This window comes from Pseudomonas sp. S3_A09 (genome assembly GCF_054668065.1).
This window is the reverse complement of sequence record NZ_CP162752.1, coordinates 1507501-1533480: the sequence shown is the minus strand read 5'-3', so window position 1 is coordinate 1533480 and position 25980 is coordinate 1507501. Positions and strand designations below refer to the sequence as shown.

Here is a 25980-nt window from a genome sequence, read left to right as displayed (position 1 = left end):
TCCGACGCCTTGCATCCTACTCCGCGCGGCGGACGCTGTGCGCCCACCGCCCGACAAAAGCGCAAGATTGTGCAAGAGCGCGCGATGGGTCGCAGGCCACACTGTGGCTCAATCGATGGAGCCCGCTATGAACCTTTCCCTGTATTTACTCACCGTGTTGATCTGGGGCACCACCTGGATTGCCCTCAAGTGGCAACTGGGCGTGGTGGCAATCCCCGTGTCCATCGTTTATCGCTTTGGCTTGGCGGCGCTGGTGTTGTTTGCGCTGTTGTTGCTCAGCCGTAAGTTGCAGGTGATGAACCGGCGTGGGCACTTGATCTGCCTGGCCCAGGGGCTGTGCCTGTTCTGCGTCAACTTCATATGTTTTCTGACGGCCAGCCAGTGGATTCCCAGTGGGTTGGTGGCGGTGGTGTTTTCCACGGCCACGCTGTGGAACGCGCTGAATGCCCGGGTGTTTTTCGGCCAGCGGGTGGCGCGTAATGTGTTGATGGGCGGCGGGCTCGGCTTGATGGGCTTGGGCCTGCTGTTCTGGCCGGAACTGGTGGGGCATGCCGCCAGCCCGCAGACCTTGCTCGGTTTGGGGTTGGCGTTGCTCGGGACCCTGTGTTTCTCGGCGGGCAACCTGTTGTCGAGCCTGCAACAGAAGGCCGGGCTCAGGCCGCTGACCACCAATGCCTGGGGCATGGCGTATGGCGCGGCGATGCTTGCGACCTATTGTGTGGTACGCGGGATTCCCTTCGAAATGGACTGGAGTGCACGCTACATCGGCGCGCTGTGGTACCTGGTGATCCCAGGTTCGGTCATCGGCTTTACCGCGTACCTGACCCTGGTCGGGCGCATGGGACCGGAGCGCGCCGCTTATTGCACCGTGCTGTTCCCGGTGGTGGCGCTGAATGTGTCGGCGTATGCCGAGGGGTATCAGTGGACGGCGCCGGCATTGGCGGGGTTGGTGTTGGTGATGGTGGGGAATGTGTTGGTGTTTCGGCGGGTGAGGGTGGTTCAGGCTGTGAATCCGGTCCTCCAGGCAAAACAAATTTAATGTGGGAGCAGGCAAGCCAGTGCCCACATTCGAATAGTGTTGTCTCCTGCATTTGACCAGGGTTGTTGGGGTTATTTGAGGCCTAGGCGTTTGGCCATGCGGCCGAGGTTGGCGCGGTCCAGGCCGAGTTCGCGGGCGGCGCTGGCCCAGTTGTGCTGGTGGCGTTCCAGGCAGGCGCTGATCACCTGGCGCTGATACTGCTCGGTGGCCTGGCGCAGGTCGCCGGTCACGACGGGTGCGCTGCGGGTTTGCTCTTCGATCAACGGTGCGCTGACATCGGGCAGGTCCAGGTCCTGGGCATTCAAGCTGAGAATCTTCGGACGCTCGCGACAGTTGCCCAGGGCTTTCAGCGCGCTACGTCCGATCAAATGCTCCAGTTCCCTCACGTTGCCCGGCCAGTTATAGGCCAGCAGTGCCGCCTGGGCGTCGCTGGTCAGGCGCAGGCTGCCCAGGCCCATGCGTGAGCGGTTCTGTTCGAGGAAGAAACCGGCCAGCAGCAACACATCGCGCCCGCGTTCACGCAGCGCCGGTACTTGCAGCGGGTACACGCTGAGGCGGTGATAGAAGTCGGCGCGGTAGCGGCCATTGCGCACTTCATCGGCGAGGTCGCGGTTGGTGGCGGCGATCAGGCGCACATCCACCTGGTGCTCCTTGTCCGAGCCCAGGCGTTGCAATTGGCCGCTTTGCAGCACTCGCAGCAGCTTGGCTTGCACGGTGAGTGACAGCTCGCCCACCTCATCGAGGAACAGCGTGCCGCCATTGGCCAGTTCGAACTTGCCGCGGCGTTCGTTCAACGCGCCGGTAAAGGCGCCGCGCACATGGCCGAACAGCTCGCTCTCCACCAGGGTTTCCGGCAGGGCGGCGCAGTTCAGGCTGATCAGCGGTTTATCGGCGCGCGTCGAGGCGGCGTGGATGGCCTGAGCCACCAGTTCTTTGCCCACCCCGGTTTCGCCGGTGATCAGTACGGTGAGGTCACTGCCACCCACCAGCTTGATCTCCTCCACCAGGCGCTTGTGGGGTTTGCTTTGGCCGATCATTTCCTTGTGCTGCTGGCCGCTCGCCTCGCGGTAGATTTCGGCGCGCAGGGTCAGGCGCTCGATACGTTCGGCGACGTTGACGGTGGCGGCGGCGAGGCTGGCGAAGGCTTGCAGGGCATCCAGTTCCACGCGTTCAAAGCGCTCGGTGTCGAGGGCGTCCAATGTCAGCAGACCCCAGGGCTGATCGTCGACGAACAGTGGGCAACCCATGCAATCGTGGACTTCCAGGTGTCCGTGCAATCCATCGACCAAGCCGTCGTAGGGGTCGGGCAATTCGCTGTCACTGTCGAACCGCGTGGGTCCTGGGCTGCTCAGTAACACGGCAAAACGCGGGTGTTCGCTGACCTTGAAGCGTCTGCCCAGGGTGTCGGCGCTTAAACCGTCGACCGCCAGCGGCACCAGCCATTCGCCGTCCAGGCGCAACAGCGCGGCGGCGTCACAGGGGAGCAGGGCGCGCATGGCCTGTAATAGACGGCGATAACGCTCGCCTTCGGGCAGTTCACGGGACAGGTCGGCGACCAGGGGCAGCAGGGTGGTGAGCAGCGATTGCGCAGTCATAATGACTCCTTGTAGTCCTTATGACTATAAGGTCTAGGAGGTCAGACTGACTACATATTAATTAAGTTGTTGAAAATATTGGATTTATTAGTTGGCACGAATACTGAGTAGGTAAAGGCAATCAGTAAAAAAGCCCAGGAGGCTCTCATGCTTAGTGCCCAAGACCGTGCCATCGTCAAATCCACCGTGCCCCTGCTGGAAAGCGGCGGCGAAGCGCTGATCACCCATTTCTACCGCATGATGCTGTCTGAGTACCCGCAAGTTCGCCCGCTGTTCAACCAGGCCCACCAGGCCAGCGGCGACCAGCCCCGTGCCCTGGCCAACGGCGTGTTGATGTACGCGCGGCACATCGACCAGCTCGACCAACTGGGCGACCTGGTGGCCAAGATCATCAACAAGCACGTGGCCTTGCAGATCCTGCCGGAGCATTACCCGATCGTCGGTGCCTGTCTGCTGCGCGCGATTTCCGAAGTATTGGGCAGCGAGATTGCGACCCCCGAGGTCATGAGTGCCTGGGGCGCGGCCTATGGCCAGCTGGCGGATATCCTGATCGGCGCCGAGACGGCGATCTATGAAGAGAAAGCCCAGGCGCCCGGTGGCTGGCGAGGGGCGCGGCCGTTCCTGTTGGTCAAGCGTGTGGAGGAGAGTGACGAGATCATCTCCTTCTACTTTGCCCCGGCTGACAACGGCCCGATCCTCGCTGCCGCGCCAGGCCAATACATCGGCATGAAACTGCTGCTCGATGGTGAGGAAGTGCGCCGCAACTATTCCCTGTCGGCCCTGACCGACGCCGGCGTGTACCGCATCAGCGTCAAGCGCGAAGCCGGCGGGCGGGTGTCCAACTACCTGCATGACCAGATGCAGGTGGGGGCGACCATTGACCTGTTCCCGCCTTCGGGTGAGTTCACCTTGGCGGCCAGCGACAAACCGCTGGTGTTGATCAGCGGTGGGGTGGGCATCACGCCGACCTTGCCGATGCTCGAAGCGGCCCTGGCCACCGAGCGTCCGGTGCACTTTATCCACTGCGCACGTAACGGCGGGGTGCATGCGTTCCGTGATTGGGTGGATGCCCTGGCGGCCAAACACCCGCAGCTCAAGCGCTACTACTGCTACGCCGAAGATGACGGTGTAAGCCCCGCGGCGGACAAGGTCGGCCTGCTAAGCCAGGACCAACTGGCCGCCTGGTTGCCAGAGCAGCGTGACATCGACGCCTATTTCCTGGGCCCTAAAGGCTTCATGGCCGCGATCAAACGCCACCTCCAGGCCCTGGGTGTACCCGAGAAACAAAGCCGCTACGAGTTCTTCGGCCCGGCTGCGGCACTGGAATAAGGTTCGGCGTTAAACCGAGTCGGCATCGTCGCGGGCAAGCCCGGCTCCCACGGGGAAATGCGACCCCCCCTGTGGGCGCTGGGCTTGCCCGCGATGGCGTCCGTACTGCCACAACATTTCTCCAGATTAATCCCCCGTTAACCCCTCTCTGTTTAAACCACTCCCTGTGTGTAAACTTGCGGCCATTGGCACAACCAAACAAAGGGAAGCGGATATGAGTGACGAATTGCGTTTAGGCAGGGAGCGGCGCTTTCTGGTGTTGCTGGGCATCATCTGCCTGGCGCTGATCGGCGGTGCGCTTTATATGCAGGTGGTGTTGGGCGAGGCGCCATGCCCGCTGTGCATCCTGCAGCGCTACGCCTTATTGCTGATCGCGATTTTTGCGTTCATTGGCGCGGCCATGCGCACCAAAGGGGCTCTCACGTTTTTCGAAGGGCTGGTGATACTCAGCGCCCTCGGCGGTGTGGCCGCAGCCGGTCACCACGTCTACACCCAGTTCTTCCCGCAGGTCAGCTGCGGCATTGATGTGCTGCAACCGATCGTCGACGACCTGCCCCTCGCCAAGGTGTTCCCCCTGGGCTTCCAGGTCGATGGCTTCTGCAGCACCCCGTATCCGCCGGTGCTGGGTCTGTCCCTGGCGCAGTGGGCGCTGGTCGCGTTCGTGCTGACCGTGATCCTGGTGCCGTTGGGCATTTACCGGAATCGCCAGCGCAAAGCCTGAGCCCGTCCCTGAAACGCCCCGGTCCTTCTTGAGGGAAGACCGGGGCGTTTTTGCTTGTAGGGATTTGTGAACAGAACGTGACACCGGACAATTTTGGGTGCGCGCAGTGTGCGACATGTTGTCACACGGAAGCGTCCGCAGGACGTTTCTGACCCGCCGAACTGCCGCCAAAATTTGCATAAAACCGCCAAGATGTGCTGTCAGTTCGTGGTGGCGACAGGGCCGCGAACCTCACGCCGCGCCAGCAATTGCGTGATGTCCGAATGCCTTGTTTTATGGGGGCTTGCATCGGTTTGGCTTGCCCTTACACCCCGTAAGGGCTGCGGCGGATGGGCCTATAACACGGCAATTTTTGTGGTTTTTGTTGAGAATCTAACGCGATAAGATCGCGAACCTTTGCAATATTGGTGAAGGATTATTGCTGTAATCGATAAAAATTATTTCTTTATAAGACATGGTTTATACATCGCTAGCTAACTACAATCGCCCGCACTGAATGTCCTGCGCTGTTCAATATTTGAGCACAGGAGCGGTCGAGGGGCAGATGGATGGCTCTGTGCGACCCCAAGGTTCCGGCAGCCTTTCAACTATCCGCACCAAATGGAATTGGTCTGTAACAAGGCCTTTAACCACGAAATCGAATAAGAACTCACCGCAGGTCCGTGAAACGCCCCCTTATGGCGTGCCGGGCAGGCTCTTATTCAATCGAAGAGAAATGCCAACCCTTGGCAGGGTGAAGTGTTGGCGATCAAAACCCAACTGCATTGCGCAAGCTGCTTTAGAGGTCGTGAGATGAGTAAAAACAGGTACCCCCGATTACTAGGCTTTTTGCCGCTGCTTGGCATGATGTTAATGCTGGGAGGCTGCAAGTGGACCTTGATGGACCCAAAAGGACAGATCGGTCTGGATCAACGAAACCTGATCATCACCGCCACCCTGCTGATGCTGTTGGTCGTGGTGCCTGTGATCATCATGACCTTCGCCTTCGCCTGGAAATACCGCGCGTCGAACACCAACGCGACCTACGCGCCGAAGTGGTCGCACTCCACCAAGATCGAAATCGCGGTGTGGCTGGTACCGATCCTCATCATCATCGCCCTGGGTTACATCACCTATAAGTCGACCCATGAGCTGGACCCGTACCGTCCGCTGGAGTCCGACGTCAAGCCGATCAATATCGAAGTGGTCGCGCTGGACTGGAAGTGGCTGTTCATCTACCCGGACCTGGGTATCGCCACGGTCAACGAGATCCAGTTCCCGGAGAACACTCCGCTTAATTTCCGGATCACCTCCGACGCCGTGATGAACTCGTTCTTCATCCCAGCCCTGGGCGGTCAGATCTACGCGATGGCAGGCATGCAGACCCGACTGCACCTGATCGCCAACGAAAAAGCTGAAATGGAAGGCATCTCCGCAAACTACAGCGGCGCTGGCTTCACCGGCATGAAATTCAAAGCGATCTCGACGAGCCAGGAAGGTTTCAACGCCTGGGTAGCCGAAGTCAAGGCCGCACCTAAACAGCTTGATCAAGCTGAATACGATGCCCTGACCAAACCGAGCCAGAACAACCCAGTCGCTCTGTACTCCGCGTATGAGCCGAACCTGTTTCAGAAAATCGTCGACAAGTACGAAGGTATGAAGCCAGGCAAGCCGGTCAAGCACGAGAAGAAAGAAGTGGCCGCGGTTGAAGGTTCTGACACGGGCTCGCATTCAACTGCTGGGGCAGAGGAGTAAACGATGTTTGGTAAATTAAGTTGGGATGCGGTCCCGTTCCACGAGCCGATCGTAATGGTGACCATCGCCATGATCGCGCTGGGTGGTCTGGCACTGTTTGCAGGTATCACGTACTTCAAGAAGTGGACCTACCTGTGGACCGAGTGGTTGACGTCGGTCGACCACAAGAAAATCGGCGTCATGTACGTCATCGTTGCCATGGTCATGCTGCTGCGTGGTTTTGCCGACGCCATCATGATGCGTACCCAGTTGGCCATGGCCACCGAGGGTTCGCCTGGCTACCTGCCACCTGAACACTATGACCAGATCTTCACCGCTCACGGTGTGATCATGATCATCTTCATGGCGATGCCATTCTTCACCGGCCTGATGAACCTTGCCTTGCCGCTGCAGATTGGTGCCCGTGACGTTGCCTACCCGTTCCTGAACTCCCTGAGCTTCTGGCTGCTGGTTTCCGGCGTGGTGCTGATCAACGTGTCCCTGGGCGTCGGCGAGTTCGCCAAGACCGGTTGGGTTGCGTATCCGCCATTGTCGGGCCTGCAATACAGCCCTGGCGTGGGTGTGGACTACTACATCTGGGCGCTACAGTTATCAGGACTCGGGACGACATTGACGGGGGTCAACTTCCTGGCCACCGTCCTGAAAATGCGCGCCCCTGGCATGAAACTGATGGACATGCCGATCTTCACCTGGACCTGCACCTGGGCCAACGTCCTGATCGTGGCTTCGTTCCCGATCCTGGCCGCTACCATGGCGCTGCTGTCGCTTGACCGTTACCTGGATTTCCACATTTTCACCAACGAACTTGGTGGCAATCCAATGATGTACGTGAACCTGTTCTGGGCATGGGGTCACCCTGAGGTGTACATCCTGATCCTGCCAGCGTTCGGTATCTTCTCCGAAGTGATCTCGACCTTTACCGGCAAGCGCCTGTTCGGTCACCACTCGATGGTCTATGCATCGGGCGCAATCTCCGTACTGGGCTTCATGGTTTGGCTGCACCACTTCTTCACCATGGGTTCGGGCGCCAGCGTCAACGCCTTCTTCGGCCTGGCGACGATGCTGATTTCCATCCCGACGGGGGTGAAGCTATTCAACTGGCTGTTCACCATCTACCACGGTCGTCTGCGCATGACCAGCCAGGTCCTGTGGACCCTGGGCTTCATGGTGACCTTCGCCATCGGCGGCATGACCGGTGTACTGCTGGCCATCCCGGGTGCTGACTTCGTCCTGCACAACAGCCTGTTCGTGATCGCTCACTTCCACAACGTGATCATCGGTGGTGCGGTATTCGGTTACATCGCTGGCTTCAGCTTCTACTTCCCGAAAGCGTTCGGCTTCAAGCTGCACGAAGGTTGGGGCAAGGCTGCATTCTGGTTCTGGATCTCGGGCTTCTTCGTCGCGTTCATGCCGCTCTATGCTCTGGGCTTCATGGGCATGACCCGTCGTCTGAACGCTACTACCAACCCTGAGTGGGTGCCGTACCTGTACGTCGCCATGTTCGGTGCGGTGATGATCGCTGTGGGTATCGCTTGCCAGCTGATCCAGCTGTACGTGAGTGTCCGTGACCGTAAGCAGAACGCTTGCGAATCCGGTGACCCATGGAATGGCCACACCCTGGAATGGTCGACTTCGTCGCCACCGCCGTTCTACAACTTCGCCGTGATCCCGACTGCGAACACCATTGATGCGTTCACCGAAGCCAAGGAAGACGGTACTGCGTACCAGCGTCCTAAGCACTACGAACCTATCCACATGCCAAGCAACACCGCCACTGGCGTGGTGATGGGTGCGCTGTTGACCGTGTTTGGTTTCGCGATGATCTGGCACATCTGGTGGCTGGCAATCGCGAGCCTGGTGGGCACTATCGGTTACTTCATCATTCACGCTGCCCGTGATGATCAAGGCTACATGGTGCCGGTCGAAACGATCGAACGCATCGAAGCCGAGCAGCACGCTCGCCTGGTAGCCGAGAAGAAGATTCCGGCCAACCGTGTAGAAACCTCGTTGGAACAGGCTTAAACCATGTCGAACTTAGTGACCAATGCTGGACACGCCCATGTCGATGACCATGGGCACGATGACCATCACCACGACTCGGGGCCGATGACCGTTTTCGGTTTCTGGCTCTACCTGATGACCGACTGCATTTTGTTTGCGTCGATCTTCGCGGTGTACGCGGTACTGGTAAACAACGTAGCGGGTGGCCCGTCGGGCCACGACATCTTCGAACTGCCTTACGTGCTCGGCGAAACCGCCTTGCTGTTGTTCAGTTCGATCACCTACGGCTTCGCCATGTTGGCCTTCTACAAGGGCAACAAGAAAGGCGTACTGAGCTGGTTGGCCCTGACCTTCCTGTTCGGTCTGGGCTTCATCGGCATGGAGATCAACGAGTTCCACCTGCTGATCTCCGAAGGCTACGGCCCGCACCGTTCCGGCTTCCTGTCCGCGTTCTTCACGCTGGTAGGCACCCACGGTCTGCACGTAACGGCTGGCCTGCTGTGGATGGCGGTGATGATGTATCAGGTCAATAAACACGGCCTGACCAACACCAACAAGACTCGCCTGAGCTGCCTGAGCCTGTTCTGGCACTTCCTGGACGTGGTCTGGATCTGCGTCTTCACCGTTGTTTACCTGATGGGGACTCTGTAATGGCTAATGCACACTCCCATGACCATGACAGCCATGATGCGAGCCACGGCAGCGTTAAGTCGTACGCCATCGGCTTCATCCTGTCGGTAATCCTGACGCTCATCCCGTTCGGTCTGGTGATGTACCCGACTCTGCCGAAGTCGATCACTTTGATGATCGTACTGGCGTTCGCGGTGATTCAGGTTCTGGTTCACCTGGTGTACTTCCTGCACCTGGACCGTTCCAAAGAGCAGCGCGACAACGTGATTGCGTTCGTGTTCGCAGGGTTGGTAATCCTGCTGCTGGTTGGCCTGTCGATATGGATCATGTTCAGCATCCATACGTTCATGATGGCGAAGTGAGGTAAGACCCGATGTCGCTTAAGCACTTTATCCAAATCACCAAACCGGGGATCATTTTCGGTAACGTGCTTTCTGTGGCGGGCGGTTTCTTCCTGGCCTCCAAGGGACATGTCGATCTGGCCATCTTCCTGGCTGCAATGATCGGCACTTCCCTGGTGGTAGCTTCCGGATGTGTGTTCAACAACTGCATCGACCGTGACATCGATATCAAGATGGAGCGCACCAAGAATCGCGTGCTGGTCCAGGGCCTCATCTCCCTGAAGCTGGCACTGATCTACGCGACCGTCCTCGGTGTTGCCGGTGTGGCGTTGTTGTACAAGGTGGCCAATCCGCTGGCGGCGCTGTTTGCCGTGATCGGCTTTGTCATCTACGTCGGCCTCTACAGCCTGTACCTCAAGCGCAAGTCGGTTCACGGCACGCTGGTGGGCAGTCTGTCGGGGGCGATGCCGCCGGTGATTGGTTATGTGGCTGTGACCAATAGCTTCGACATGGCCGCGCTGACGCTACTGGTGATGTTCAGCCTGTGGCAGATGCCGCATTCGTACGCCATCGCGATTTTCCGCTTCAATGACTACCTGGCTGCTTCGATTCCGGTCTTGCCGGTAAAACGCGGCATCCAGGTCGCCAAGAAACACATCCTGCTGTACATCCTGGCCTTCCTTGTGGCGACCTTGATGTTGACCTTCAGTGGCTACGCCGGCATGAGCTACCTTGCCGTCGCCGCCGCCATGGGCATGTACTGGTTGTACATGGCCTGGACCGGCTACAAGGCGGTGGATGACACCGTCTGGGCACGCAAGCTGTTCGTGTTCTCGATCTTCACCATCACCGCGCTCAGCGTGATGATGTCCCTGGATTTCCAAGTGCCGAAAGAGCTGTTGCTGACCTACGCTCACTGAGTGGTCCCGCAGTGAAAAAGCCCCGCCGTCGAGAGACGCGCGGGGCTTTTTCTTGGGTGTGGTTTTAAATCTGCGCAGGGTTTTCTCGTCATACCCCTCTGTACGAGTTGTGCGAATCCATCACCCCTCTACCAGGATTAGCCCTATGGTCAGCGTCAGTCGTCGGTCCCTTCTCGCCCTGGGCGCAGCCCTGCCATTGCTGGGGCGCCTCGATTGGGCGGTTGCAGCGCCGCCGCCGGAAAAGCCTGACAAGGTGCGGCTCAATTACAACGAAAGCCCTTACGGCCCCTCAGGCGCTGCGCGTGAGGCGATGCAGCGGGGTATCGCTACCGCTGGGTTTTATCCTTACGACTCTATGTATGCGTTGGCAGGACTGTTCGCCCAGCAGCAGGGGATTGCCGAAGAGCAGGTGGCGGTCTTTGCGGGTTCGATGGCGGCCTTGCGCTATGCGGTGCTGGCGTTCACCACTGAGAGCCGCGGCCTGGTGATGGCCATGCCGTCCTACGAGGTGCCGCGCCAAGCGGCGCGGTCGAACAAGGCACCTGTGAAGGAAGTCAGCCTGGGGGCCGACCACGCCCACGACATCCCGGCCATGCTTGCCGCCGATCCACAGGCCGGCATGCTCTACGTGTGCAACCCCAACAATCCTACTGGCACCATCACACCGACCGAGGCCATCCGCCACGCGTTGGCGAACAAGCCCAAAGGCAGCGTGCTGGTGGTGGACGAGGCTTACATCGACTTCGCCGACGTGCCCAGCGTGGTCAGTTGGGTGAAGGACCACGACGACCTGCTGGTACTGCGCACGTTCTCGAAAATCTACGGCATGGCCGGTGCCCGCCTGGGTTTGGCGATCGGCCACCCGGCGCTGCTGGAGCGGCTGGCCGTGTTTGGCGGCGACAACGTGCCGGCGGGCACCAGCTTGCTCGGCGGCCTTGCCAGCCTGGAAGACGTGAAGCTGTTGCCGCAACGCAAGGCCCTCAATAATCAACTGCGTGATGAGACCGTGGCGTGGTTGAAGGGGCGTGGTTTCACTTGCACGGCGTCACAGGCGAACTGTTTCATGATCGATGTGAAACAACCGTCGGAGCAAGTGATCGAGAAACTGGCGACGCAGGGCGTGATGATCGGCCGGGTGTTTGAAAGCTGGCCGCAGTGGGTGCGGGTGACGGTGGGCGATAAGCGGGAGATGGCTCGGTTTCGCGAGGTGTTTGCAGCGCAGGTCGAACGCGCGGGTTAACCCCCTGCAAAACAAATGTGGGAGCTGGCTTGCCTGCGATCGCATCACCTCGGTTTCGCTGATTGACCGAGGGGCTGTATCACAGGCAAGCCAGCTCCCACATTTGATTCTGCGGTGCAGCTTGCTTCGGGTTACTGCTGCGCGATGCTGTAACCCTCAAACGCCGTCTGCTGCTGCAATGCAGTGATCACGCTCTTGCGGCTCAGCGGCTGTTCAGCGCCTGCGTTATCCACAAAGCTCTCCACCTCCAGCTCCGCTTCATCGCCTTCACCCACAAAGCTGAAACCCAGGAATTCGAACGCCTCGCGGTCCACGTTCAGCTTCGAACGCGGCGTGCGCAGCGGCAGCGTGACGCTGATGCCATCTTTGCTGATCACAAACACTTCGGCTTCTTTCTTCGGCCGTGATGCCTTGCTCTTGCCGGCGCTCGGGTTGCTGATGGCCTGGTGGCTCTGGTTCAGCACTTTCAATGCCAGGCCGTAGACCAACTCCTGGAACTCGGGGTCGTCCTTGAAGCAGGACAGAATGCGGCTGATCGAAAACTGGCTGCTCAAGTTTTCCAGCGCAGCGTTATCGGCGGCTTCGGCGTCCTTGAGTTGCTTGAGCTGGCCCATCAGGTCGTAGGCCTTGTCGTCGTCAAAAGCATCGTGGGCTTGACGGATGGCCACGCGCAGTTCGCGGATCTGATCGCTTTCCTTGGACGTGTGAAAAGCGTCCAGCACCATCTCGCTGATGATCTTGGCCGCTGGCAGATGCTGTGAAAGATTGATGGCGTTTTCGTATTCGGCTTTGGAAGGCAAGGCGACTACGGATTCTTCGGGGGCGGATTTTTCGGTGTAAGAATCGGACATTGAAATTTCACTACTTCAGTAAACGAGGACAAAAAAGCGTCGGGCATTTTCAGGGGGGAGGGAGGTCAGGTCAAGGCAGCACAATGCCCTCAGGTTCTGCTGATCCATATCAACAGGCGCCTTGGGGACACTCGCTACAACAACGCTGGGGCTTAGCCCGCCCCAGCGATTCGCTTGATGACGCATAAAAACAACTGCAGACCTGACCATGCCGGCTGTGTCCAGAGCCCCCGCCGCGCCGCCCGCCGACCTGTTCACCCGTCGTGGTGGCCTGGGTTACATGCAGTTCTGCAGCGACTGCCATCTCAACGCCGGCACGGTGGAAACCGGTCGATGCGCGTGATTAATCCAACTGCTTGAGGCAAGCTTCGAACATGGTCAGGCCTTCCTCCAGCACCGCGGGCTCGATGGTCAGCGGTGCCAGCAGGCGGATGATATGCCGCGACTTGCCGCTGGGCATCAGCAACAAACCGGCGTCCCGCGCCAGGCCGAGCAACTGGGTGAGCTGTTTCGGCGCGGGTGTGCCGTCAGCGTTGGCCAGTTCGATGCCGCGCATGGAGCCCACGCCGGTCAGGCGGCCGAGGTAAGGTGTCAGGCCGTGTGCGCGCCAGGTTTGATAACGGCTGACGATGGCTTCTTCCTGTTGTGAGCCCCAGGCGCTCAGGTGTTCATCGGTCATGGCGTCGAGGGTGGCCAATGCTGCTGCGCACGCAATGGGGTTGCCGGAATAGGTGCCGCCCAGGCCACCTTTGGGCAGGTTGTCCATCAGCGCCTTGCGCCCTACGACTGCGCCCAGCGGCACACCGCCAGCGATGCTTTTACCCAGCAGGATCAAGTCCGGCTCGATCCCCAGGCGCGAGAAAGCAAAACGCTCGCCGGTACGGCCAAAGCCCGATTGGATTTCATCGGCAATCAGCAGAATGTTGTTCTCGTTGCAAAAGCGTCGCAGCGCCTGGGCGAATTCGATATCCAGCGCGAGAAACCCGCCTTCGCCTTGCACCGGCTCGATGATGAAACAGGCCACATCGCTGACGTCGATTTCCACGCTGAACAGGCGGTCCATGGCTTTCAGCGCCTCGGCGCAAGTCACGCCGTTATCGGCGCTAGGGTAGGGCAGGTGATACACAGGCCCCGGTAGTACACCGACCTTCTGCTTATAGGGCGCCACCTTACCGTTGAGGTTGAGCGTGGCCAGGGTACGGCCGTGGAAGGCGCCGTCAAACGCGATCACTGCCGTGCGGCCGGTGGCGCCACGCACGATCTTCAGCGCATTTTCCGCCGCTTCCGCGCCGCTGTTGGTGAGCATGCCGCTGATCGGGTAGTCCACAGGGATAAATGCGGTAAGACGATCCATCAGCTCGACGTAGGGCGCGTGAGGTGCGGCATTAAACGCATAGTGGGTCAGCCTGGTCGCCTGGTCGCGAATCGCCTCGACCACACCGGGATGGCAGTGGCCGAGGTTGAGCACACCAATGCCGCCGACAAAATCGATATAGCGTTTGCCCGAGGTGTCCCAGACCTCAGCGTTTTTACCGTGGCTGAGGCTGATGGGGTGAACGATGGAAATCGACTGGCTAATGGTTTCGTGGCTCATGAATCGGGGACTCGGCAGTGGCGGGCGTGTTTTTATCTAAGCCGGGCGCCCGCCCTTGTCGCAAACGAAATAAAGTCGCCGGGTCATGACTGAAAGTCGGGATGTGCGCCGACATAGTCCACCATCCAGTTGAGGAAGGCTTTCACCTTGGGAATCTCGCCGGCATGTTCGGCGTGGGCGATGAAGTGCGCGCCGCTGCTGGGCATCGCATAGTCCCAGGGAATCATCAGGCTGCCCTGTGCGAGTTCATCAGCCACCAGATACTGCGGCACCAACGCCACGCCATAGCCCGATTGTGCCGCGCGGATGCACATGTAGAACGTGTCGAAGCGCGGGCCGTGGTAGCTGTTCTGCGAGTGCAGGCCCTGTTCCAGGAACCATTCATGCCAGGCTTCCGGGCGCGAGGTGCATTGCAGCAACGTGTGGCGCGACGATGCATGGCTGCCTTCGGCGACGAAACCTGGTGCGCACACCGGCACCACTGCCTCACGGAAAAGCTCAATGCAGGTCGCCCCCGGCCACGAGCCCTGGCCGAAGAAAAACGCGATATCGGCCTTGGCTTGCAACACGTCGAAAGGCTCCAGCTCGTTGCGCACATCCAGGTGGATGTTTGGATGTAGCGCTGCAAAGTCCTTGAGCTTGGGCACCAGCCAGCGGTCGCCGAAGGTTGGCTGGGTGGCGATGCGCAGCACTTCGGTCTCGCCGCCGTAGGTGAGGATATAGCGGCTGGAGATGTCCACCTGGGTGAGGATCTTATGCACTTCGGCCAGGTACAACGACCCGGCCGGCGACAGGTACAAACGCTGGCGCACCCGTTCGAACAAGTTGTGGCAAAGCATCTCTTCCAGCTGCGCCACCTGTTTGCTCACCGCACTTTGGGTCAGGTGCAGCTCTTCGGCAGCGCGAGTGAAACTCAAATGGCGAGCGGCAGCTTCGAAGCATTGCAGGGCTGTCATCGAAGGGGTCAAACGTTTAGAAATCATGCACTTCATTCCAAATCGGAAGGAGCCTTTGCCTAAAGGTCGTTTGTGGCAGTAGCGCAAAGCCGTTGATACTGCCCGGCAGCACTATAAACCGGCGCGGGCTGTGGGGCGCCGAATAATAAGGAATGACAGGGAGAGCCTTGCATGAACCCATTCAAAACCACCTTGGCCGCTATCGGGGCAACCGCCGTGCTGGGCCTGGCGAGCACCGCCGAGGCAGGCACGACACTGGACGCCATCCAGAAAAAAGGCTTTATCCAATGCGGCGTCAGTGACGGGCTGCCGGGCTTTGGCGTACCGGACAGCAAGGGCAAGATGACCGGTATCGATGTGGACGTGTGCCACGCGGTGGCGGCGGCAGTTTTCGGCGATGCGTCGAAAGTGAAGTTCACCCAGTTGACCGCCAAGGAACGTTTCACTGCGTTGCAGTCCGGTGAAATCGACCTGATTTCGCGCAACACCACCTGGACCAGCTCCCGTGATTCGGGCATGGGCTTGGTCTTCACCGGCGTGACTTATTACGACGGTATCGGCTTCCTGGTGAACAACAAGCTGGGCGTCACCGCTGCCAAGCAACTGGACGGCGCCACCGTGTGCATCCAAGCCGGCACCACGACTGAGTTGAACGTCTCGGACTACTTCCGCACCCACGGCATGAAGTACACGCCGATCACCTTCGACACGGCCGACGAAAGCGCCAAGGGGCTGGAAGCCGGGCGTTGCGACGTGCTGACCACCGATCAGTCGGGCCTGTACGCCCAGCGCATCAAGATGGCCCAGCCAGACGAGTTCGTGGTGTTGCCGGAAGTGATCTCCAAGGAACCGCTGGGGCCGTTGGTGCGCAAGGGTGATGACGAATGGTTCAGCATCGTTAAATGGACCTTGTTCGCGATGCTCAATGCCGAGGAAATGGGCATCACCTCGCAGAACGTCGAAGAGCAGGCCAAGACCACCAAGAACCCGGATGTCGCGCGATTACTGGGGGCGGACGGCGAATACGGCAAGGACCTGAAGCTGCGCAAGGATTGGGTGGTGCAGATCGTCAAGCAGGTGGGCAACTACGGCGAAGTGTTCGAGCGTAACATCGGCCAGGGCAGCGTGCTGAAGATCAAGCGCGGGCTTAATGCGCTGTGGAACAACGGCGGTATCCAGTACGCGCCGCCGGTTCGCTGACACGCCGGGGTGTTATTCGGACACCCCATCCTTCCCCGCTGCCTTGGCGCGATACAACGCCTGGTCGGCGCGCACCATCAGGGCGGCGGGGGGCTCATCCGTTTGACGCTCGGCCACACCCAGGCTCAGGGTGACCTTGAAGTCGTCCCTGTGCGGGCTGTTCTTCAACTTCAGACGGATATTCGCCGCCATTGTTTTTGCGATCTCCAACGAGGTTTTGGGCAGGATCAGCACAAACTCATCGCCACCCCATCGGGCTAACAGGTCATCAGGGCGGATACAGCGTTGCAGGCATTCAGCCACCTGCACCAGCGTCTGATCGCCCACACCGTGACCGCATCGGTCATTGATCGACTTGAAGTCGTCGATATCCATCGCAATCAGTGCCAGTGGCAGGCGAAAGCGCTGAGCGCGGTCGCACTCTTGCAGCAACACTTTTTCCAGACGGTAGCGATTGGCGACGAGGGTCAGGGCGTCCCGTTCGGCCAGGAAGCGATTTTCATCCAACTGCAGTTGCAACTGTTGATTGACCCGTGACAGCTCGCGGGTGCGTTCGGCCACCAGTGCTTCAAGGGATTGGTTGCGCCGTTCCAGCTGTTCGACTGAGCTTTTGCGCAGGTCTATATCGCGGTGGGCACCCACCATACGCGCCACCGAGCCGTCAGCATTGCGCGCAATCACGTAGCCGCGGTCTTCAATCCACAGGTAGCTGCCATCTTTTTTGCGGCAACGGTATTCGGCTTGGTAGTGGGGCGCGCGGCGGTGGATGTAGTCGTCAAACAGCTTCATCACCTGGGAGTAGTCGTCTGGGTGTATCACGTTTTCCCACGTGAACACGTTGTTCTCCAGTGCGTGGCGGTGATAGCCCAGCATTTCGTACCAGCCTGGGTTGCGATAGACGAACCCGGTGTTGGCGTTCCAATCCCAGATCCCGTCGCTGACCAGTTCCAGAACGGTGTGCAGCATGTCGGCGTTGAAGTGAGAGAAATCTTGCTCTAACGGATTATTGCCGGAGATATCGGTCATCTGCGCATTCCTTGCCTGGGCAGGCGCATAAGGCCTGCCGATGTTTACGCCGATACTCCGTGGCTGGCGCTACTGTACAACGGGACTGGAGGCCTTTGAATAGGGCAGATGTGCGGCTTACGATTGATGGCTATTGGCTATTTATTCGGCGCCACCATCCTTGTCTGCGCCCGCCCATCCGCGTTGTGCTGGTAAATCGCCTCAGGCCGGCCCAGCTCATTGAAAAACACCTGGCCAATCCCCGCCGAATTCCACAGCCGCTCGCCGGCTTCGGCATGCTCCGGAATATGCGGCACCACCTGCATGGTGCGTCGGCGCGTGAACCAATTGAGGGGCGAACGCGGCGAGTAGAGCCAACGGTTGAGGCGATCGAACCACTCCAGTAAGCGTGGTGGGAATTCGTTCTTGATACCGCTGCTGGTGATCTGCCAGATCCTGGGACCAGCATTGCGATAACGAATCAGTACTTCGTAAACAAACGAGTAGTGCACGTCACCGGAGAGGATCACGTAGTTACCCGGCGTGCGCGAGTGGCGGAAGATATTGAGGATCACCTGGGCAGCGCCGCGATGGGCCATCCAGTTTTCCGCATCGACGAGCAAGGGGTAGCCGCACCAGCTGAAGACTTTCTGTACGGTCTCGATCAGCTTGACGCCAAAGATTGGCGCGGGCGAGACGATGATGGCCGAGGGGTGGTCCAGCAGTTCCTGTTGCAGTTCGCTCAAGGCTTCCCAGTCCAGCAAGCCGGAGGGTTGCTTGAGGGTGAACTCGCTGCGCCAGCGGCGCGTGCGAGTATCGAGCACCACCAGGGCAGGGGTGGTGGGCAGTACGTAGTGCCAGCGTTGAAATTTCAGCAGTGCCTCGAGCAGTTCATCCTGTGCAGTGGCGTCCAGATGGTTGGCGTGCGGCTGAGCAGTGAGCGCTTGGGTCTGGTTGATCAGTTCGCCAAATACATCCGGTTGGTTGCCCCAACCTTGGCACAGCAGGTAGGCCAACAGCGCGTTGCCGATGATGCGCTTGGAAAAGGGGTGGCCGTACGCAGTCTCTTCCCATTGGGCGCTGAGGTTCCAGTCATCGGTGATGTCGTGATCATCAAAGATCATCAGGGTGGACAGGTGAGCGAAGACCCGCGCGACGCCTGGCAGGCCATCGCGGAATCGTTCTATCTGGACCTGTTCACGGGCGTAACGCTGCTGTCGTTCTGCATTGAGCTGCGGAGGTTGAGGCGCGATCAGCGTCCAGGGCGTCGGCGACCACACCAGCAAATACATCGCGATGACTTCGGCGAAGGTCACCAGGTGATTGTCGGCAGTGCTGCTGGTAAAGATCGGCTTTTTCACGCCCCCGAAGAAGCGTTCGCGCAGGGTTTCGTTGCTGTCCAGCGCCGGCAGCAAGTCGGCGCGATGGTAATAGCTGGCGCTGTGTCCATAGAGGCTGGCGCTGTCATCTACCACCGCGCCCTCCAGGTATTCATCGAACAAACCCAGACGTGCAATCAAGGCATGTATCGCCCGTAGCATCGGCCCAGCTACATCGTCGGCGTAGACTTGGTCGCCGCTCATCATCAGCAGCGCCGGGCGGTCGGCCGGGCTTTGGGCATCGGCCAGCAGGCGGTCGACACACAGCAGACCCTCGTCGGCGCTGTGATGGGGTTTGCGGCATGAGCCGTGTACCAACTGATGGATGCGGCTGTGCAAAACGAAACTTGGGAGGCAGGCGTTGGCGTACAGCAGGTGCGGTGCCCAGTCGGCGATGCCGGTGTTGTCGAACGACAGGTCGTAGCTGATCGCCACGTCCAGGGGCAGCGCGTCGTCCAGCGTCACATCGATCAGGTGGATAAAGGCATTGCGCCCCACGCGTACGACCTGGCATTGGTCTGGCGAGATAACCCGTGTTTGTGCAGGCAACGTCAGCGTCAATTCCAGTGCGCGACTCCCCACCAACCACAACACCAGGCGCCGTGGTTCGAGGCGTCGCAGCAGTGGGCCAGCCAGTACGGCGGGCAGTGTGTCGGTGTTCGGCATGCAGATGAGGTTTCCAGGATGGTTTGAACCGGCAAGGTTAATCCAGTGAATGTCATGGTTTTGTTAAGGAAGAGGACGAAGGGCCGTGCACTGCCCTTCGTATGCAGCGGTTAGAGCAATCGGCCTTGGCCGAGGCTGTCCAGTCCACTGCCGCTTCTGCGGCGACCGTTGTTCGTCGTACGATCAGGGTCGGCGGCGTTCAGGTCTGTTGCATCAGTGCTGCGCTTCCTGCGCTGGGGCTCTGCATCATCCTGCTGCAGGGGGGGAATTGAACGCTGCCCAGTGTGTGATTGATAGCGCTAAGCATGGATGTTTCCTTCTATTGAGTAGTGGCTTACTTCGCCTGTTGGGGCGAAGTGAGGCCAACCTTATAGGGGACGAAACGGGTCAGCTATAAACGCGCTGCTGCAAGATATGACCAGGGGGGTTGGCGCTTTCAGACGTCATCTGAGGGGCTGTTCGTGCAATTCTCTAGCCCAGGAGATGTAGCGCCTTGCTTGCGCTTTCGCACAAACGCCACGGGATTTCCCGCCACCACGAGGGTTGGAGGCGGGGGGTATTGCCTGTTTAAAACGTGGCAAGCAAGGGGCACTCAGGTGTGCGAATCGTCAATCACCTTCGGCACCGTGAAACGGAATTCACTGCCCCGACCCACTTCACTCTCTGCAACGATCTTGCCGCCATGGGCTTGGACAATACCTTGCGTAATGTACAGCCCCAGCCCGCTGCCGGTCGGGTTGTTTTCTGTTTGGGTCCAGTAGCGATCGAACACGTGTGGCAGTTGTTCCGGTGCAATACCTTCACCGGAATCGCGCACCGAGAACACGATTTCTTCACCACTGCTCATGGCGCTGATACCGATGTTGCCTTGGCGCGGGGTGAATTTGATGGCGTTGCCAATCAAGTTCGACAACACCTGGAACAGACGCTCCGGGTCGGCGTTGATCTGCAGGCCCGGCTCGGCGTTGAACGACAGGTCGATGCCTTTCTCCATTGCCAGGGGGGCCAGCAACGAGTAGGCCTCATCGAACATCTGGCTCACATCCAGGCTCACCGGTCGCACCACGTAACGCCCAGCCTCGATTTTTGAGGTGTCGAGCAAGTCCTCCAGCAGCACATTCATGCGTCCGGCGGCCTGTTGCATGGTGTCGATGGCCGAGGAAATCCGCCGCGAAGTGTGGGGGCCATCGGAGCTGAAGGCTTGCTGCATCATGCCGCACAGCATGGAGATCACTGTCATCGGGTTGCGCAGGTCGTGGGACACCACCGCCACCAGCTCATCGCGGGCGCGCACGGCTTGTTGTTCGCGCAGCACCTGGCGGGCCAGGTCGTTTTCGAGAGCCGAGCGGCGCAGATCGTTGGCAGCAAAGCGGTCGCCATGGCTCCACTTGGTGGAGATGCCAGCCATTTCCACCTTCCAGATTTCAAACGAAGTGCGTGGGCGAAGTCGCAAGCCTGCGTCGGAGTTTTCCAGGTCCAGCGGTTTTCTCGGGTCGCCGCTCCAGTTGATGTTCTCTTTGACTTCCGGGCGGAACCACAGCACGCCGTTATCCACAGGCTTGGGCAGACTCATTGCCAGCACACCACTGGCCACCTGCTGGAACTCGGCCGCCGGCGGGTACACCGACGACAGTTTATGGCTGGAGAACACCGGCTCGCCGCCCTCTTGCAGCCACTTGTGCAAGGCACGGATCTGCGCCGGTTCCGGGCAGTTGCCGTAACGGTGCAGTTGCTTGTCTTCGATGATCGCCACGCCGCCGGACAGCGTCAGGTCCATCAGCAGCTGACCCTGCTGTGCCAGGCCGTCGAACACGTTCTCTTCCGAGCGCTTCATCGCTTGATCCAGCAAAGCCAGGGCCTCGACTTTCTCTTCACGCTGGCGGCTCAGGTCCAGGGCTTCCATGGCGCTGATCTGCAACGACAGCACCTGGCCGATGGTCTGGCAGGCCGTACGCAGGTCGTTGGGCACCAGCAACGGTTCACGGTTGCCGCAACTGATCAGGCCCCACAGCGTGTCGCCCTTCATCAGCGAGATGCTCATGGACGACAACACGCCCATGTTCTGCATGTACTGGCAATGAATCGGCGACACGCTGCGCAGGGTAGCGAAGCTCAAATCCAGTGGCTGGCCAGTGTCTGGGCGCAGCTTGGGCAGCAGTGGCACGGGCTCGTAGGCCGCATTTGGGATGATGCGTAGCCAATTGGTGCGATACAGCTCGCGCGCTTGCTCGGGGATGTCGGATGCGGGGAAGAACAGCCCGTTGAACAGCTCCATGGACGGTGCCGACGCTTCGGCAATCACCTGGCCATGACCTTCGTCTTCGAAGCGGTAGATGAGCACACGGTCGTAACCGGTCATGGCTTGGATTTCGTTCACGCTGATTTCGTACAGCGCTTGCAGGGTTTTCGCCGACTGCAAACGCTGCAGCATTTTGCCCAAGTCACTGGTGCGCCCCTTCAGCGCCCGGGGGCGGAAATCTTTGAGCAGCGGTTCGAATTCGAGCACCAGCACATTCTGATGGCGATGCAGCAGGCCTTCGAATTCCGCGCCGTTAAACGTGACGTGCAAAGGTGGCGCATCGAAGAACGTATTGTGATCGGCCATGACGGCAACCGCCTTGGCGTGTTCGGCGCCTACCAGCGTGTGCAGCGGCTGGCCCAGCAGCGCCTCGGGAGCATGGCCGAACAGGCTGCCGACGTTGGCACTGACCTGGATGATGTTCAGGTCCGGCTCCGACAACGTCAGCAGCACACCGTGGGGTTGGATCGCTCCGGGAAAGCGGATAGGCTCGTCGGCACAGTTGGCAAGCAGCTCTTCAAAGTCTTCGGGTTTCACAGCAGTACCTCCTGGCTGTCGAGCCATTGCTCAAAGCAGCTGAATGTTGAACGGGCAGCGTTCACCGCGCTCTGTCTGGCCGGCGCGTCCAGTGGTTGGTCGCCGAGGTAGTCGAGAAAGTCTTTCCAGCGCCGACCGGTTTCGACGCCGTAGATATTGAGGAACGCACCGCCGTTGTGGGCATTCACGTTCAGGCGCTGGGTCATTTCCCGACGCAGCACTTGGCCGCCCAGCGTCGCGCCTTCCAAGACATAAAGGGCGCCAAGGCAAGCGGCGGGGGTATCAAGGATTGGGAGTTCGAGACAGCGCGGCAGGGTGCTGACAGCTTGGTCATCCAAACCCAAGGCAGCGAGGTCGCAGACGAGCGTCGGTGTTTTCACACGCAAGACTGCGTCGTATCCATCAGGAATCAAGCCACTTTCGTACAGTGCTGATTCCAACGGCCGATAAAAACCGTAATACGCCTGGAGCAAGCGCTGATACCAATCGGCATCCAGGCCCTCGGAGAAAAACGGCAGGCGCTTTTCCAATGCCACGTGCAACAGGGCCGTGCCTGTGCGCAACGCTTCCAGCAAAGAGGGCGCACCAACGTCATGGGCCTGTGAATGCATTCAGTAAGCTCGAACTGTGGGCCTCTCGGCCATGAATGACGCGTGGAAATGGGCGGCGATTCTACACATCTCAAAGCCTTATTCTATACGCACAAGGCGAGAAGGCTGACCGACGGATCAGAAAAGTCGCTCCTTGCATCATTAATGACCACAGAGCATTGCGCGAAGTTCGGCTTCAGTGATATCGCGACGCTATCAATGCAGGGAAAGACCCTGTTGATTCAGCGCCGTCTGCACACACTCAATCAAATGACCGGTACTCCACGGCTTGGGCAAAAACCGCACCGACGCCCCCAATTGCGAGGCCAGCTTGCTATTGCCGGACGTCAACACCACCGGCACCGTGGGCCAGCGATGCGCGACCACCTTGCTCAAGTCATAGCCGTTAAGCAGACCTGGCATCTGAATATCGCTGACAATCAAGTCCACGGGCTCATCGCCCTGTTCCAGGTAAATCATTCCTTCATCTGCAGAAGGAAACGATGTCACCACTGCGCCGAATTCTTCCAGCACATCCACCATCAACGCCCGAATGATTTCGTCGTCTTCCAACACCAAAATCGATGGCTGAGCCATGATTCTTACTCCACCATCAGGGTTCATACAGGTGGAGTAGAACTCGTCTGGATAGGTTCGATTGGATGTGTTCGAGGCGATGGGTGGTCATAACAATGTCGTTGCAGGATACTGCGCCACCTCAACGACATCGCGCGGTATTCTGCGTGGACCAAAAAACCATGATCTGGATGGGCATGCGCTCTTAACGCTATCGCAAAAGGAATTGTATGTTTGCCCGTAACCCCTTGGTTCCAGAACTCATAGTGACCAACCTCGGCAACAGTCTGGATTTTTGGGTTGAACAGCTGGGTTTTTCCCTCGCTTACCAGCGCGTCGAAGACGGTTTCGCTTACCTCGACCTGGAGGGCGCGCAAATCATGCTGGAGCAATACGATCCCGACGCGGGGCAATGGCTGATCGCACCATTGGACCAACCCTTCGGGCGCGGTACCAATCTGCAAATCGACGTACCCGGCGTTGCCCCCATCCTGCAACGCTTGGCCTCTATTGGCTGGCCGCTGTTCAAGGGGGTTGAAGATGCCTGGTATCGTGCCGGCGACGTAGAGGCGGGGCAGCGGCAGTTCATCGTGCAAGACCCGGACGGTTACCTGGTGCGCTTGGTTGAACGGTTGGGGGAAAGGTCGTTTATACCGGCATAATTGCTCCGGCTTTCGTCGCAGCAACGCTTGAAATGGAGTCTCCGTGAAGTACCGCACTTTGATCACCCTCGCCCTGGTATTCACCGCGGGCCCTGCCTTCGCGGCCGGCGACGCCGAGGCGGGCGGCAAGCTATTCACTAAGACCTGCGGCGGCTGCCACAGCATCGGCGAAGGTGCGCGTGGTGGGTTCGGGCCGCAGCTCAATGGCATCATCGGCAGGCCTGCTGGGACCACCGCGGACTATCAGTATTCCGATGCGATGAAAAACTCCGGTGTGGTCTGGACCCGGGACAAGCTCGCCGCTTACATCGAAGCACCGAAGAAGGTAGTGAGTGGCACGCGGATGATCTTCTGGGGCATCAGCGATCAAGAGAAGATAGACAACATTCTGGCGTACCTTGAGACCTTTCAGCCCAAGTGACTGTTGCGCCGGGAAGGACCTGAGAGCGTGATATTTCCAGCGCTCTCCGCCAGGGTCTTCATCGTTCGCGCTGACTTCGCCGAAGTACCAATGCCCTGACTCGAAGACGATTCCTTCTTCGTTCTCGTGAGTGAAGTGAAAGCCAGCGTCGTGGAAGTCTGGCGGAATGACCAACCCCCATTCACAAGCCAGGCTTCGGTCGGTGATTCTGGTGTGTTTCGCTTTGCACCTGTTGAGCCGCGTAGGCAGTAAAAAGACCCTGGGACGCCAAGGTCTTTTTTTGCCTGTTGATCAGGTCAGAAGATGCCGGGAAATGAGCCGGGAGATTTCGACGATCGAGGTCTTGCCGGTGAATTCAAACCTCACCTTCCCCAACGACGAAAAGTAGATTTCCAACTCGGAATCCAGATCAAACGTCCCGGACGTCTCCACTGAATACGCCACGATGTTCTTGTACGGCAGCGATGTGAAATCCTTCTTGCTACCCGTTATCCCCTGCACATTCACCGCAATAATCCGCTTGGTGGTAAACACCACCCCATCACGCATGGCCTTGTACGCATCCACCACTTCTTCACCGTCCAGCAGCAGGTCGGCGACGCGTTCGGCGTATTCGTTGTTCTGCTTGAGTTTGAAAAAGCCTTTGTTGCTGAAGTCGATCATGGGCCTGCCTCCTGGGTGTATGCCGTTTTGCTCGCGGATCTGTATCTAACGCGGGCATTTTGAACGCCCTACCATGGCGGCCAACCTTACAACCTTGGCCAGATGTTTCAAAAAACGGAGCCCGACCATGCCTGAACTGTCCAACTGGCTGGCTTATGCGCTGATCTCCCTCGGCATGGTGCTGACGCCCGGCCCAAACATGATTTACCTCATTTCCCGCTCGATCTGCCAGGGCCGCACTGCCGGGTATGTGTCCCTGGGCGGTGTAGCGTTGGGGTTTCTGGTTTATATGCTCTGCGCGGCGTTGGGAATCACCGCTTTGGTGATGGCGGTGCCGTTTGCCTATGACGCGCTGCGCTTCGGCGGGGCGTTGTACCTGGCGTACATGGCTTGGCAGGCAATTCGGCCGGGTGGGCGTTCACCGTTCCAGGTGCGGGACCTGCCCAAGGACACCCCGCGCAAGCTGTTCACCATGGGCTTGGTGACCAATTTGCTGAACCCCAAGGTGGCGGTGATGTATTTGTCGTTGTTGCCGCAGTTCATCGACCCGAATGGCCACGGCAGTGTGTTGGCGCAATCGCTGGTGCTGGGCTTCACGCAGATTTTGATCAGCGTGAGCGTTAACGCAGTGATTGCCACGATGGCGGGTTCCATCGCGGTGTTTTTCGTTACCCGGCCGGGATGGCAGGTGGTGCAGCGTTGGTTGATGGGGTCGGTACTGATGGGGTTGGCGGTGCGGATGGCGGTGGATGGGCGGCGCTAAGTCGTACCTTATAGGATGGCTTTCAGATAGTCCTTGAGGGCGCCGAGCGGGGCATTGAGTTCATCCAGTGTCGACGCTTGGTGCGCGTCCACCGCAAGCCGATGCAGCTCGCGCCCCATTACAGTGCCGGCGCCGCCCAGGGCGTCGAGCGCCAGCGTCAGGCATTCATCGAGCTTCGACTGAATCCCCATCAGGTCCCCCTGCCGCACCAACAACCCAAACATCTCGCGGTCATATCTCTCCATCACCGGATCATCCCGTAGAACCG

Annotated in this window: 24 protein-coding genes and 1 pseudogene (1 of these 25 only partly in view); 14 read left to right on the top strand and 11 right to left on the bottom strand. The window is 59.3% G+C overall.

Annotated elements, in window-relative coordinates:
• Positions 1 to 127: 127 nt before the first annotated feature.
• Complete coding sequence (locus tag AB4N92_RS07275; RefSeq protein WP_010206442.1) at positions 128 to 1039, top strand: DMT family transporter; 912 nt, start codon at positions 128 to 130, stop codon at positions 1037 to 1039.
• Between the two features lie 71 nt (positions 1040 to 1110).
• On the opposite strand, the gene norR is transcribed toward AB4N92_RS07275, so the two are convergent.
• Entirely contained in the window at positions 1111 to 2634 is a 1524-nt protein-coding gene (norR, locus tag AB4N92_RS07270; protein ID WP_045791643.1) for a nitric oxide reductase transcriptional regulator NorR, read from the bottom strand.
• A gap of 147 nt (positions 2635 to 2781) precedes the next feature.
• Here norR and hmpA point away from each other — a divergent pair, with 147 nt between their 5' ends.
• From hmpA to ptaA, 8 genes are all read left to right on the top strand, one after another.
• Positions 2782 to 3963: an NO-inducible flavohemoprotein gene (gene hmpA / locus AB4N92_RS07265; RefSeq protein WP_460129680.1), complete on the top strand. Its 1182-nt coding sequence runs from the start codon at positions 2782 to 2784 to the stop codon at positions 3961 to 3963.
• Between the two features lie 214 nt (positions 3964 to 4177).
• Positions 4178 to 4684: a disulfide bond formation protein B gene (locus tag AB4N92_RS07260; RefSeq protein WP_010206438.1), complete on the top strand. Its 507-nt coding sequence runs from the start codon at positions 4178 to 4180 to the stop codon at positions 4682 to 4684.
• A 792-nt stretch (positions 4685 to 5476) separates the two neighbouring features.
• On the top strand, positions 5477 to 6418 hold the full coding sequence (gene cyoA, locus AB4N92_RS07255) for a ubiquinol oxidase subunit II (protein ID WP_010206437.1): 942 nt from the start codon (positions 5477 to 5479) through the stop codon (positions 6416 to 6418).
• Between the two features lie 3 nt (positions 6419 to 6421).
• On the top strand, positions 6422 to 8440 hold the full coding sequence (cyoB, locus tag AB4N92_RS07250) for a cytochrome o ubiquinol oxidase subunit I (protein ID WP_010206436.1): 2019 nt from the start codon (positions 6422 to 6424) through the stop codon (positions 8438 to 8440).
• A 3-nt stretch (positions 8441 to 8443) separates the two neighbouring features.
• Positions 8444 to 9070 (top strand): cytochrome o ubiquinol oxidase subunit III, encoded by a 627-nt coding sequence (locus AB4N92_RS07245; RefSeq protein ID WP_010206435.1) that lies wholly within the window; start codon positions 8444 to 8446, stop codon positions 9068 to 9070.
• Positions 9070 to 9411, top strand: a complete 342-nt coding sequence (gene cyoD / locus AB4N92_RS07240) for a cytochrome o ubiquinol oxidase subunit IV (protein ID WP_010206434.1) — start codon at positions 9070 to 9072, stop codon at positions 9409 to 9411. Before AB4N92_RS07245 ends, cyoD begins: the two co-directional genes overlap by 1 nt.
• An 11-nt stretch (positions 9412 to 9422) precedes the next feature.
• Positions 9423 to 10310, top strand: coding sequence for a heme o synthase (cyoE, locus tag AB4N92_RS07235; RefSeq protein WP_003194050.1), 888 nt, complete (start codon positions 9423 to 9425; stop codon positions 10308 to 10310).
• 145 nt (positions 10311 to 10455) lie between these two features.
• Entirely contained in the window at positions 10456 to 11550 is a 1095-nt protein-coding gene (gene ptaA, locus AB4N92_RS07230; protein ID WP_042571620.1) for a pyoverdine biosynthesis transaminase PtaA, read from the top strand.
• A gap of 131 nt (positions 11551 to 11681) precedes the next feature.
• Here the strand turns inward: ptaA and AB4N92_RS07225 are convergent, their stop codons facing one another.
• The gene (locus AB4N92_RS07225) at positions 11682 to 12401 is read right to left on the bottom strand and encodes a hypothetical protein (protein ID WP_010206432.1); all 720 of its coding nucleotides are present in this window, start codon (positions 12399 to 12401) and stop codon (positions 11682 to 11684) included.
• A gap of 199 nt (positions 12402 to 12600) precedes the next feature.
• On the opposite strand from AB4N92_RS07225, the pseudogene AB4N92_RS07220 reads away from it, so the two are divergent.
• A pseudogene (locus AB4N92_RS07220) lies at positions 12601 to 12717 on the top strand (hypothetical protein); the annotation flags it as partial.
• A gap of 27 nt (positions 12718 to 12744) precedes the next feature.
• Here the strand turns inward: AB4N92_RS07220 and AB4N92_RS07215 are convergent.
• Both AB4N92_RS07215 and AB4N92_RS07210 read right to left on the bottom strand, forming a co-directional pair.
• A complete protein-coding gene (locus AB4N92_RS07215) occupies positions 12745 to 13995 on the bottom strand; it encodes a 2-aminoadipate transaminase (protein ID WP_047543870.1) in 1251 nt (416 codons plus the stop codon).
• A gap of 83 nt (positions 13996 to 14078) precedes the next feature.
• Complete coding sequence (locus tag AB4N92_RS07210) at positions 14079 to 14978, bottom strand: LysR substrate-binding domain-containing protein (RefSeq protein WP_010206430.1); 900 nt, start codon at positions 14976 to 14978, stop codon at positions 14079 to 14081.
• A 144-nt stretch (positions 14979 to 15122) separates the two neighbouring features.
• Between AB4N92_RS07210 and AB4N92_RS07205 the strand changes: the two genes are divergently transcribed.
• A complete protein-coding gene (locus tag AB4N92_RS07205; RefSeq protein ID WP_010206426.1) occupies positions 15123 to 16151 on the top strand; it encodes an amino acid ABC transporter substrate-binding protein in 1029 nt (342 codons plus the stop codon).
• Positions 16152 to 16163: 12 nt separating this feature from the next.
• On the opposite strand, the gene AB4N92_RS07200 is transcribed toward AB4N92_RS07205, so the two are convergent.
• The 5 genes from AB4N92_RS07200 to AB4N92_RS07180 all read right to left on the bottom strand — a co-directional run bounded on the left by AB4N92_RS07200 (position 16164) and on the right by AB4N92_RS07180 (position 23224).
• Positions 16164 to 17177: a sensor domain-containing diguanylate cyclase gene (locus AB4N92_RS07200; protein WP_031290864.1), complete on the bottom strand. Its 1014-nt coding sequence runs from the start codon at positions 17175 to 17177 to the stop codon at positions 16164 to 16166.
• 137 nt (positions 17178 to 17314) lie between these two features.
• Positions 17315 to 19201 (bottom strand): alkaline phosphatase D family protein, encoded by a 1887-nt coding sequence (locus AB4N92_RS07195; RefSeq protein WP_010206424.1) that lies wholly within the window; start codon positions 19199 to 19201, stop codon positions 17315 to 17317.
• Positions 19202 to 19793: 592 nt separating this feature from the next.
• The gene (locus AB4N92_RS07190) at positions 19794 to 22037 is read right to left on the bottom strand and encodes an ATP-binding protein (protein WP_460129670.1); all 2244 of its coding nucleotides are present in this window, start codon (positions 22035 to 22037) and stop codon (positions 19794 to 19796) included.
• Positions 22034 to 22648, bottom strand: a complete 615-nt coding sequence (locus AB4N92_RS07185) for a biliverdin-producing heme oxygenase (RefSeq protein WP_010206418.1) — start codon at positions 22646 to 22648, stop codon at positions 22034 to 22036. The genes AB4N92_RS07190 and AB4N92_RS07185 overlap by 4 nt, the downstream gene beginning before the upstream one ends.
• A 195-nt stretch (positions 22649 to 22843) precedes the next feature.
• Positions 22844 to 23224, bottom strand: coding sequence for a response regulator (locus AB4N92_RS07180; RefSeq protein WP_010206417.1), 381 nt, complete (start codon positions 23222 to 23224; stop codon positions 22844 to 22846).
• Positions 23225 to 23433: 209 nt separating this feature from the next.
• Here AB4N92_RS07180 and AB4N92_RS07175 point away from each other — a divergent pair, with 209 nt between their 5' ends.
• Positions 23434 to 23865 (top strand): bleomycin resistance protein, encoded by a 432-nt coding sequence (locus AB4N92_RS07175; protein ID WP_236298241.1) that lies wholly within the window; start codon positions 23434 to 23436, stop codon positions 23863 to 23865.
• A 43-nt stretch (positions 23866 to 23908) separates the two neighbouring features.
• A complete protein-coding gene (locus AB4N92_RS07170) occupies positions 23909 to 24286 on the top strand; it encodes a c-type cytochrome (protein WP_010206414.1) in 378 nt (125 codons plus the stop codon).
• A gap of 291 nt (positions 24287 to 24577) precedes the next feature.
• Here AB4N92_RS07170 and AB4N92_RS07165 read toward each other — a convergent pair whose 3' ends face one another.
• On the bottom strand, positions 24578 to 24949 hold the full coding sequence (locus tag AB4N92_RS07165) for a PH domain-containing protein (protein ID WP_010206413.1): 372 nt from the start codon (positions 24947 to 24949) through the stop codon (positions 24578 to 24580).
• 127 nt (positions 24950 to 25076) lie between these two features.
• Here AB4N92_RS07165 and AB4N92_RS07160 point away from each other — a divergent pair, with 127 nt between their 5' ends.
• Positions 25077 to 25712, top strand: a complete 636-nt coding sequence (locus AB4N92_RS07160; RefSeq protein WP_069673208.1) for a LysE family translocator — start codon at positions 25077 to 25079, stop codon at positions 25710 to 25712.
• Between the two features lie 8 nt (positions 25713 to 25720).
• Here the strand turns inward: AB4N92_RS07160 and AB4N92_RS07155 are convergent, their stop codons facing one another.
• On the bottom strand, positions 25721 to 25980 hold the 3' portion of the coding sequence (locus AB4N92_RS07155) for a hypothetical protein (protein ID WP_236267730.1). 70 nt of this gene lie beyond the right edge of the window; the window shows 260 of its 330 coding nt (coding positions 71-330); its start codon lies beyond the right edge, outside the window; it ends in the stop codon at positions 25721 to 25723.

Excerpts from the sequence above, each read along its gene's own strand:
- AB4N92_RS07275 (WP_010206442.1), top strand. The coding sequence starts at position 128 with ATGAACCTTTCCCTGTATTTACTCACCGTGTTGATCTGGGGCACCACC.
- norR (WP_045791643.1), bottom strand. The coding sequence starts at position 2,634 with ATGACTGCGCAATCGCTGCTCACCACCCTGCTGCCCCTGGTCGCCGAC.
- hmpA (WP_460129680.1), top strand. The coding sequence starts at position 2,782 with ATGCTTAGTGCCCAAGACCGTGCCATCGTCAAATCCACCGTGCCCCTG.
- AB4N92_RS07260 (WP_010206438.1), top strand. The coding sequence starts at position 4,178 with ATGAGTGACGAATTGCGTTTAGGCAGGGAGCGGCGCTTTCTGGTGTTG.
- cyoA (WP_010206437.1), top strand. The coding sequence starts at position 5,477 with ATGAGTAAAAACAGGTACCCCCGATTACTAGGCTTTTTGCCGCTGCTT.
- cyoB (WP_010206436.1), top strand. The coding sequence starts at position 6,422 with ATGTTTGGTAAATTAAGTTGGGATGCGGTCCCGTTCCACGAGCCGATC.
- AB4N92_RS07245 (WP_010206435.1), top strand. The coding sequence starts at position 8,444 with ATGTCGAACTTAGTGACCAATGCTGGACACGCCCATGTCGATGACCAT.
- cyoD (WP_010206434.1), top strand. The coding sequence starts at position 9,070 with ATGGCTAATGCACACTCCCATGACCATGACAGCCATGATGCGAGCCAC.
- cyoE (WP_003194050.1), top strand. The coding sequence starts at position 9,423 with ATGTCGCTTAAGCACTTTATCCAAATCACCAAACCGGGGATCATTTTC.
- ptaA (WP_042571620.1), top strand. The coding sequence starts at position 10,456 with ATGGTCAGCGTCAGTCGTCGGTCCCTTCTCGCCCTGGGCGCAGCCCTG.
- AB4N92_RS07225 (WP_010206432.1), bottom strand. The coding sequence starts at position 12,401 with ATGTCCGATTCTTACACCGAAAAATCCGCCCCCGAAGAATCCGTAGTC.
- AB4N92_RS07215 (WP_047543870.1), bottom strand. The coding sequence starts at position 13,995 with ATGAGCCACGAAACCATTAGCCAGTCGATTTCCATCGTTCACCCCATC.
- AB4N92_RS07210 (WP_010206430.1), bottom strand. The coding sequence starts at position 14,978 with ATGATTTCTAAACGTTTGACCCCTTCGATGACAGCCCTGCAATGCTTC.
- AB4N92_RS07205 (WP_010206426.1), top strand. The coding sequence starts at position 15,123 with ATGAACCCATTCAAAACCACCTTGGCCGCTATCGGGGCAACCGCCGTG.
- AB4N92_RS07200 (WP_031290864.1), bottom strand. The coding sequence starts at position 17,177 with ATGACCGATATCTCCGGCAATAATCCGTTAGAGCAAGATTTCTCTCAC.
- AB4N92_RS07195 (WP_010206424.1), bottom strand. The coding sequence starts at position 19,201 with ATGCCGAACACCGACACACTGCCCGCCGTACTGGCTGGCCCACTGCTG.
- AB4N92_RS07185 (WP_010206418.1), bottom strand. The coding sequence starts at position 22,648 with ATGCATTCACAGGCCCATGACGTTGGTGCGCCCTCTTTGCTGGAAGCG.
- AB4N92_RS07180 (WP_010206417.1), bottom strand. The coding sequence starts at position 23,224 with ATGGCTCAGCCATCGATTTTGGTGTTGGAAGACGACGAAATCATTCGG.
- AB4N92_RS07175 (WP_236298241.1), top strand. The coding sequence starts at position 23,434 with ATGTTTGCCCGTAACCCCTTGGTTCCAGAACTCATAGTGACCAACCTC.
- AB4N92_RS07165 (WP_010206413.1), bottom strand. The coding sequence starts at position 24,949 with ATGATCGACTTCAGCAACAAAGGCTTTTTCAAACTCAAGCAGAACAAC.
- AB4N92_RS07160 (WP_069673208.1), top strand. The coding sequence starts at position 25,077 with ATGCCTGAACTGTCCAACTGGCTGGCTTATGCGCTGATCTCCCTCGGC.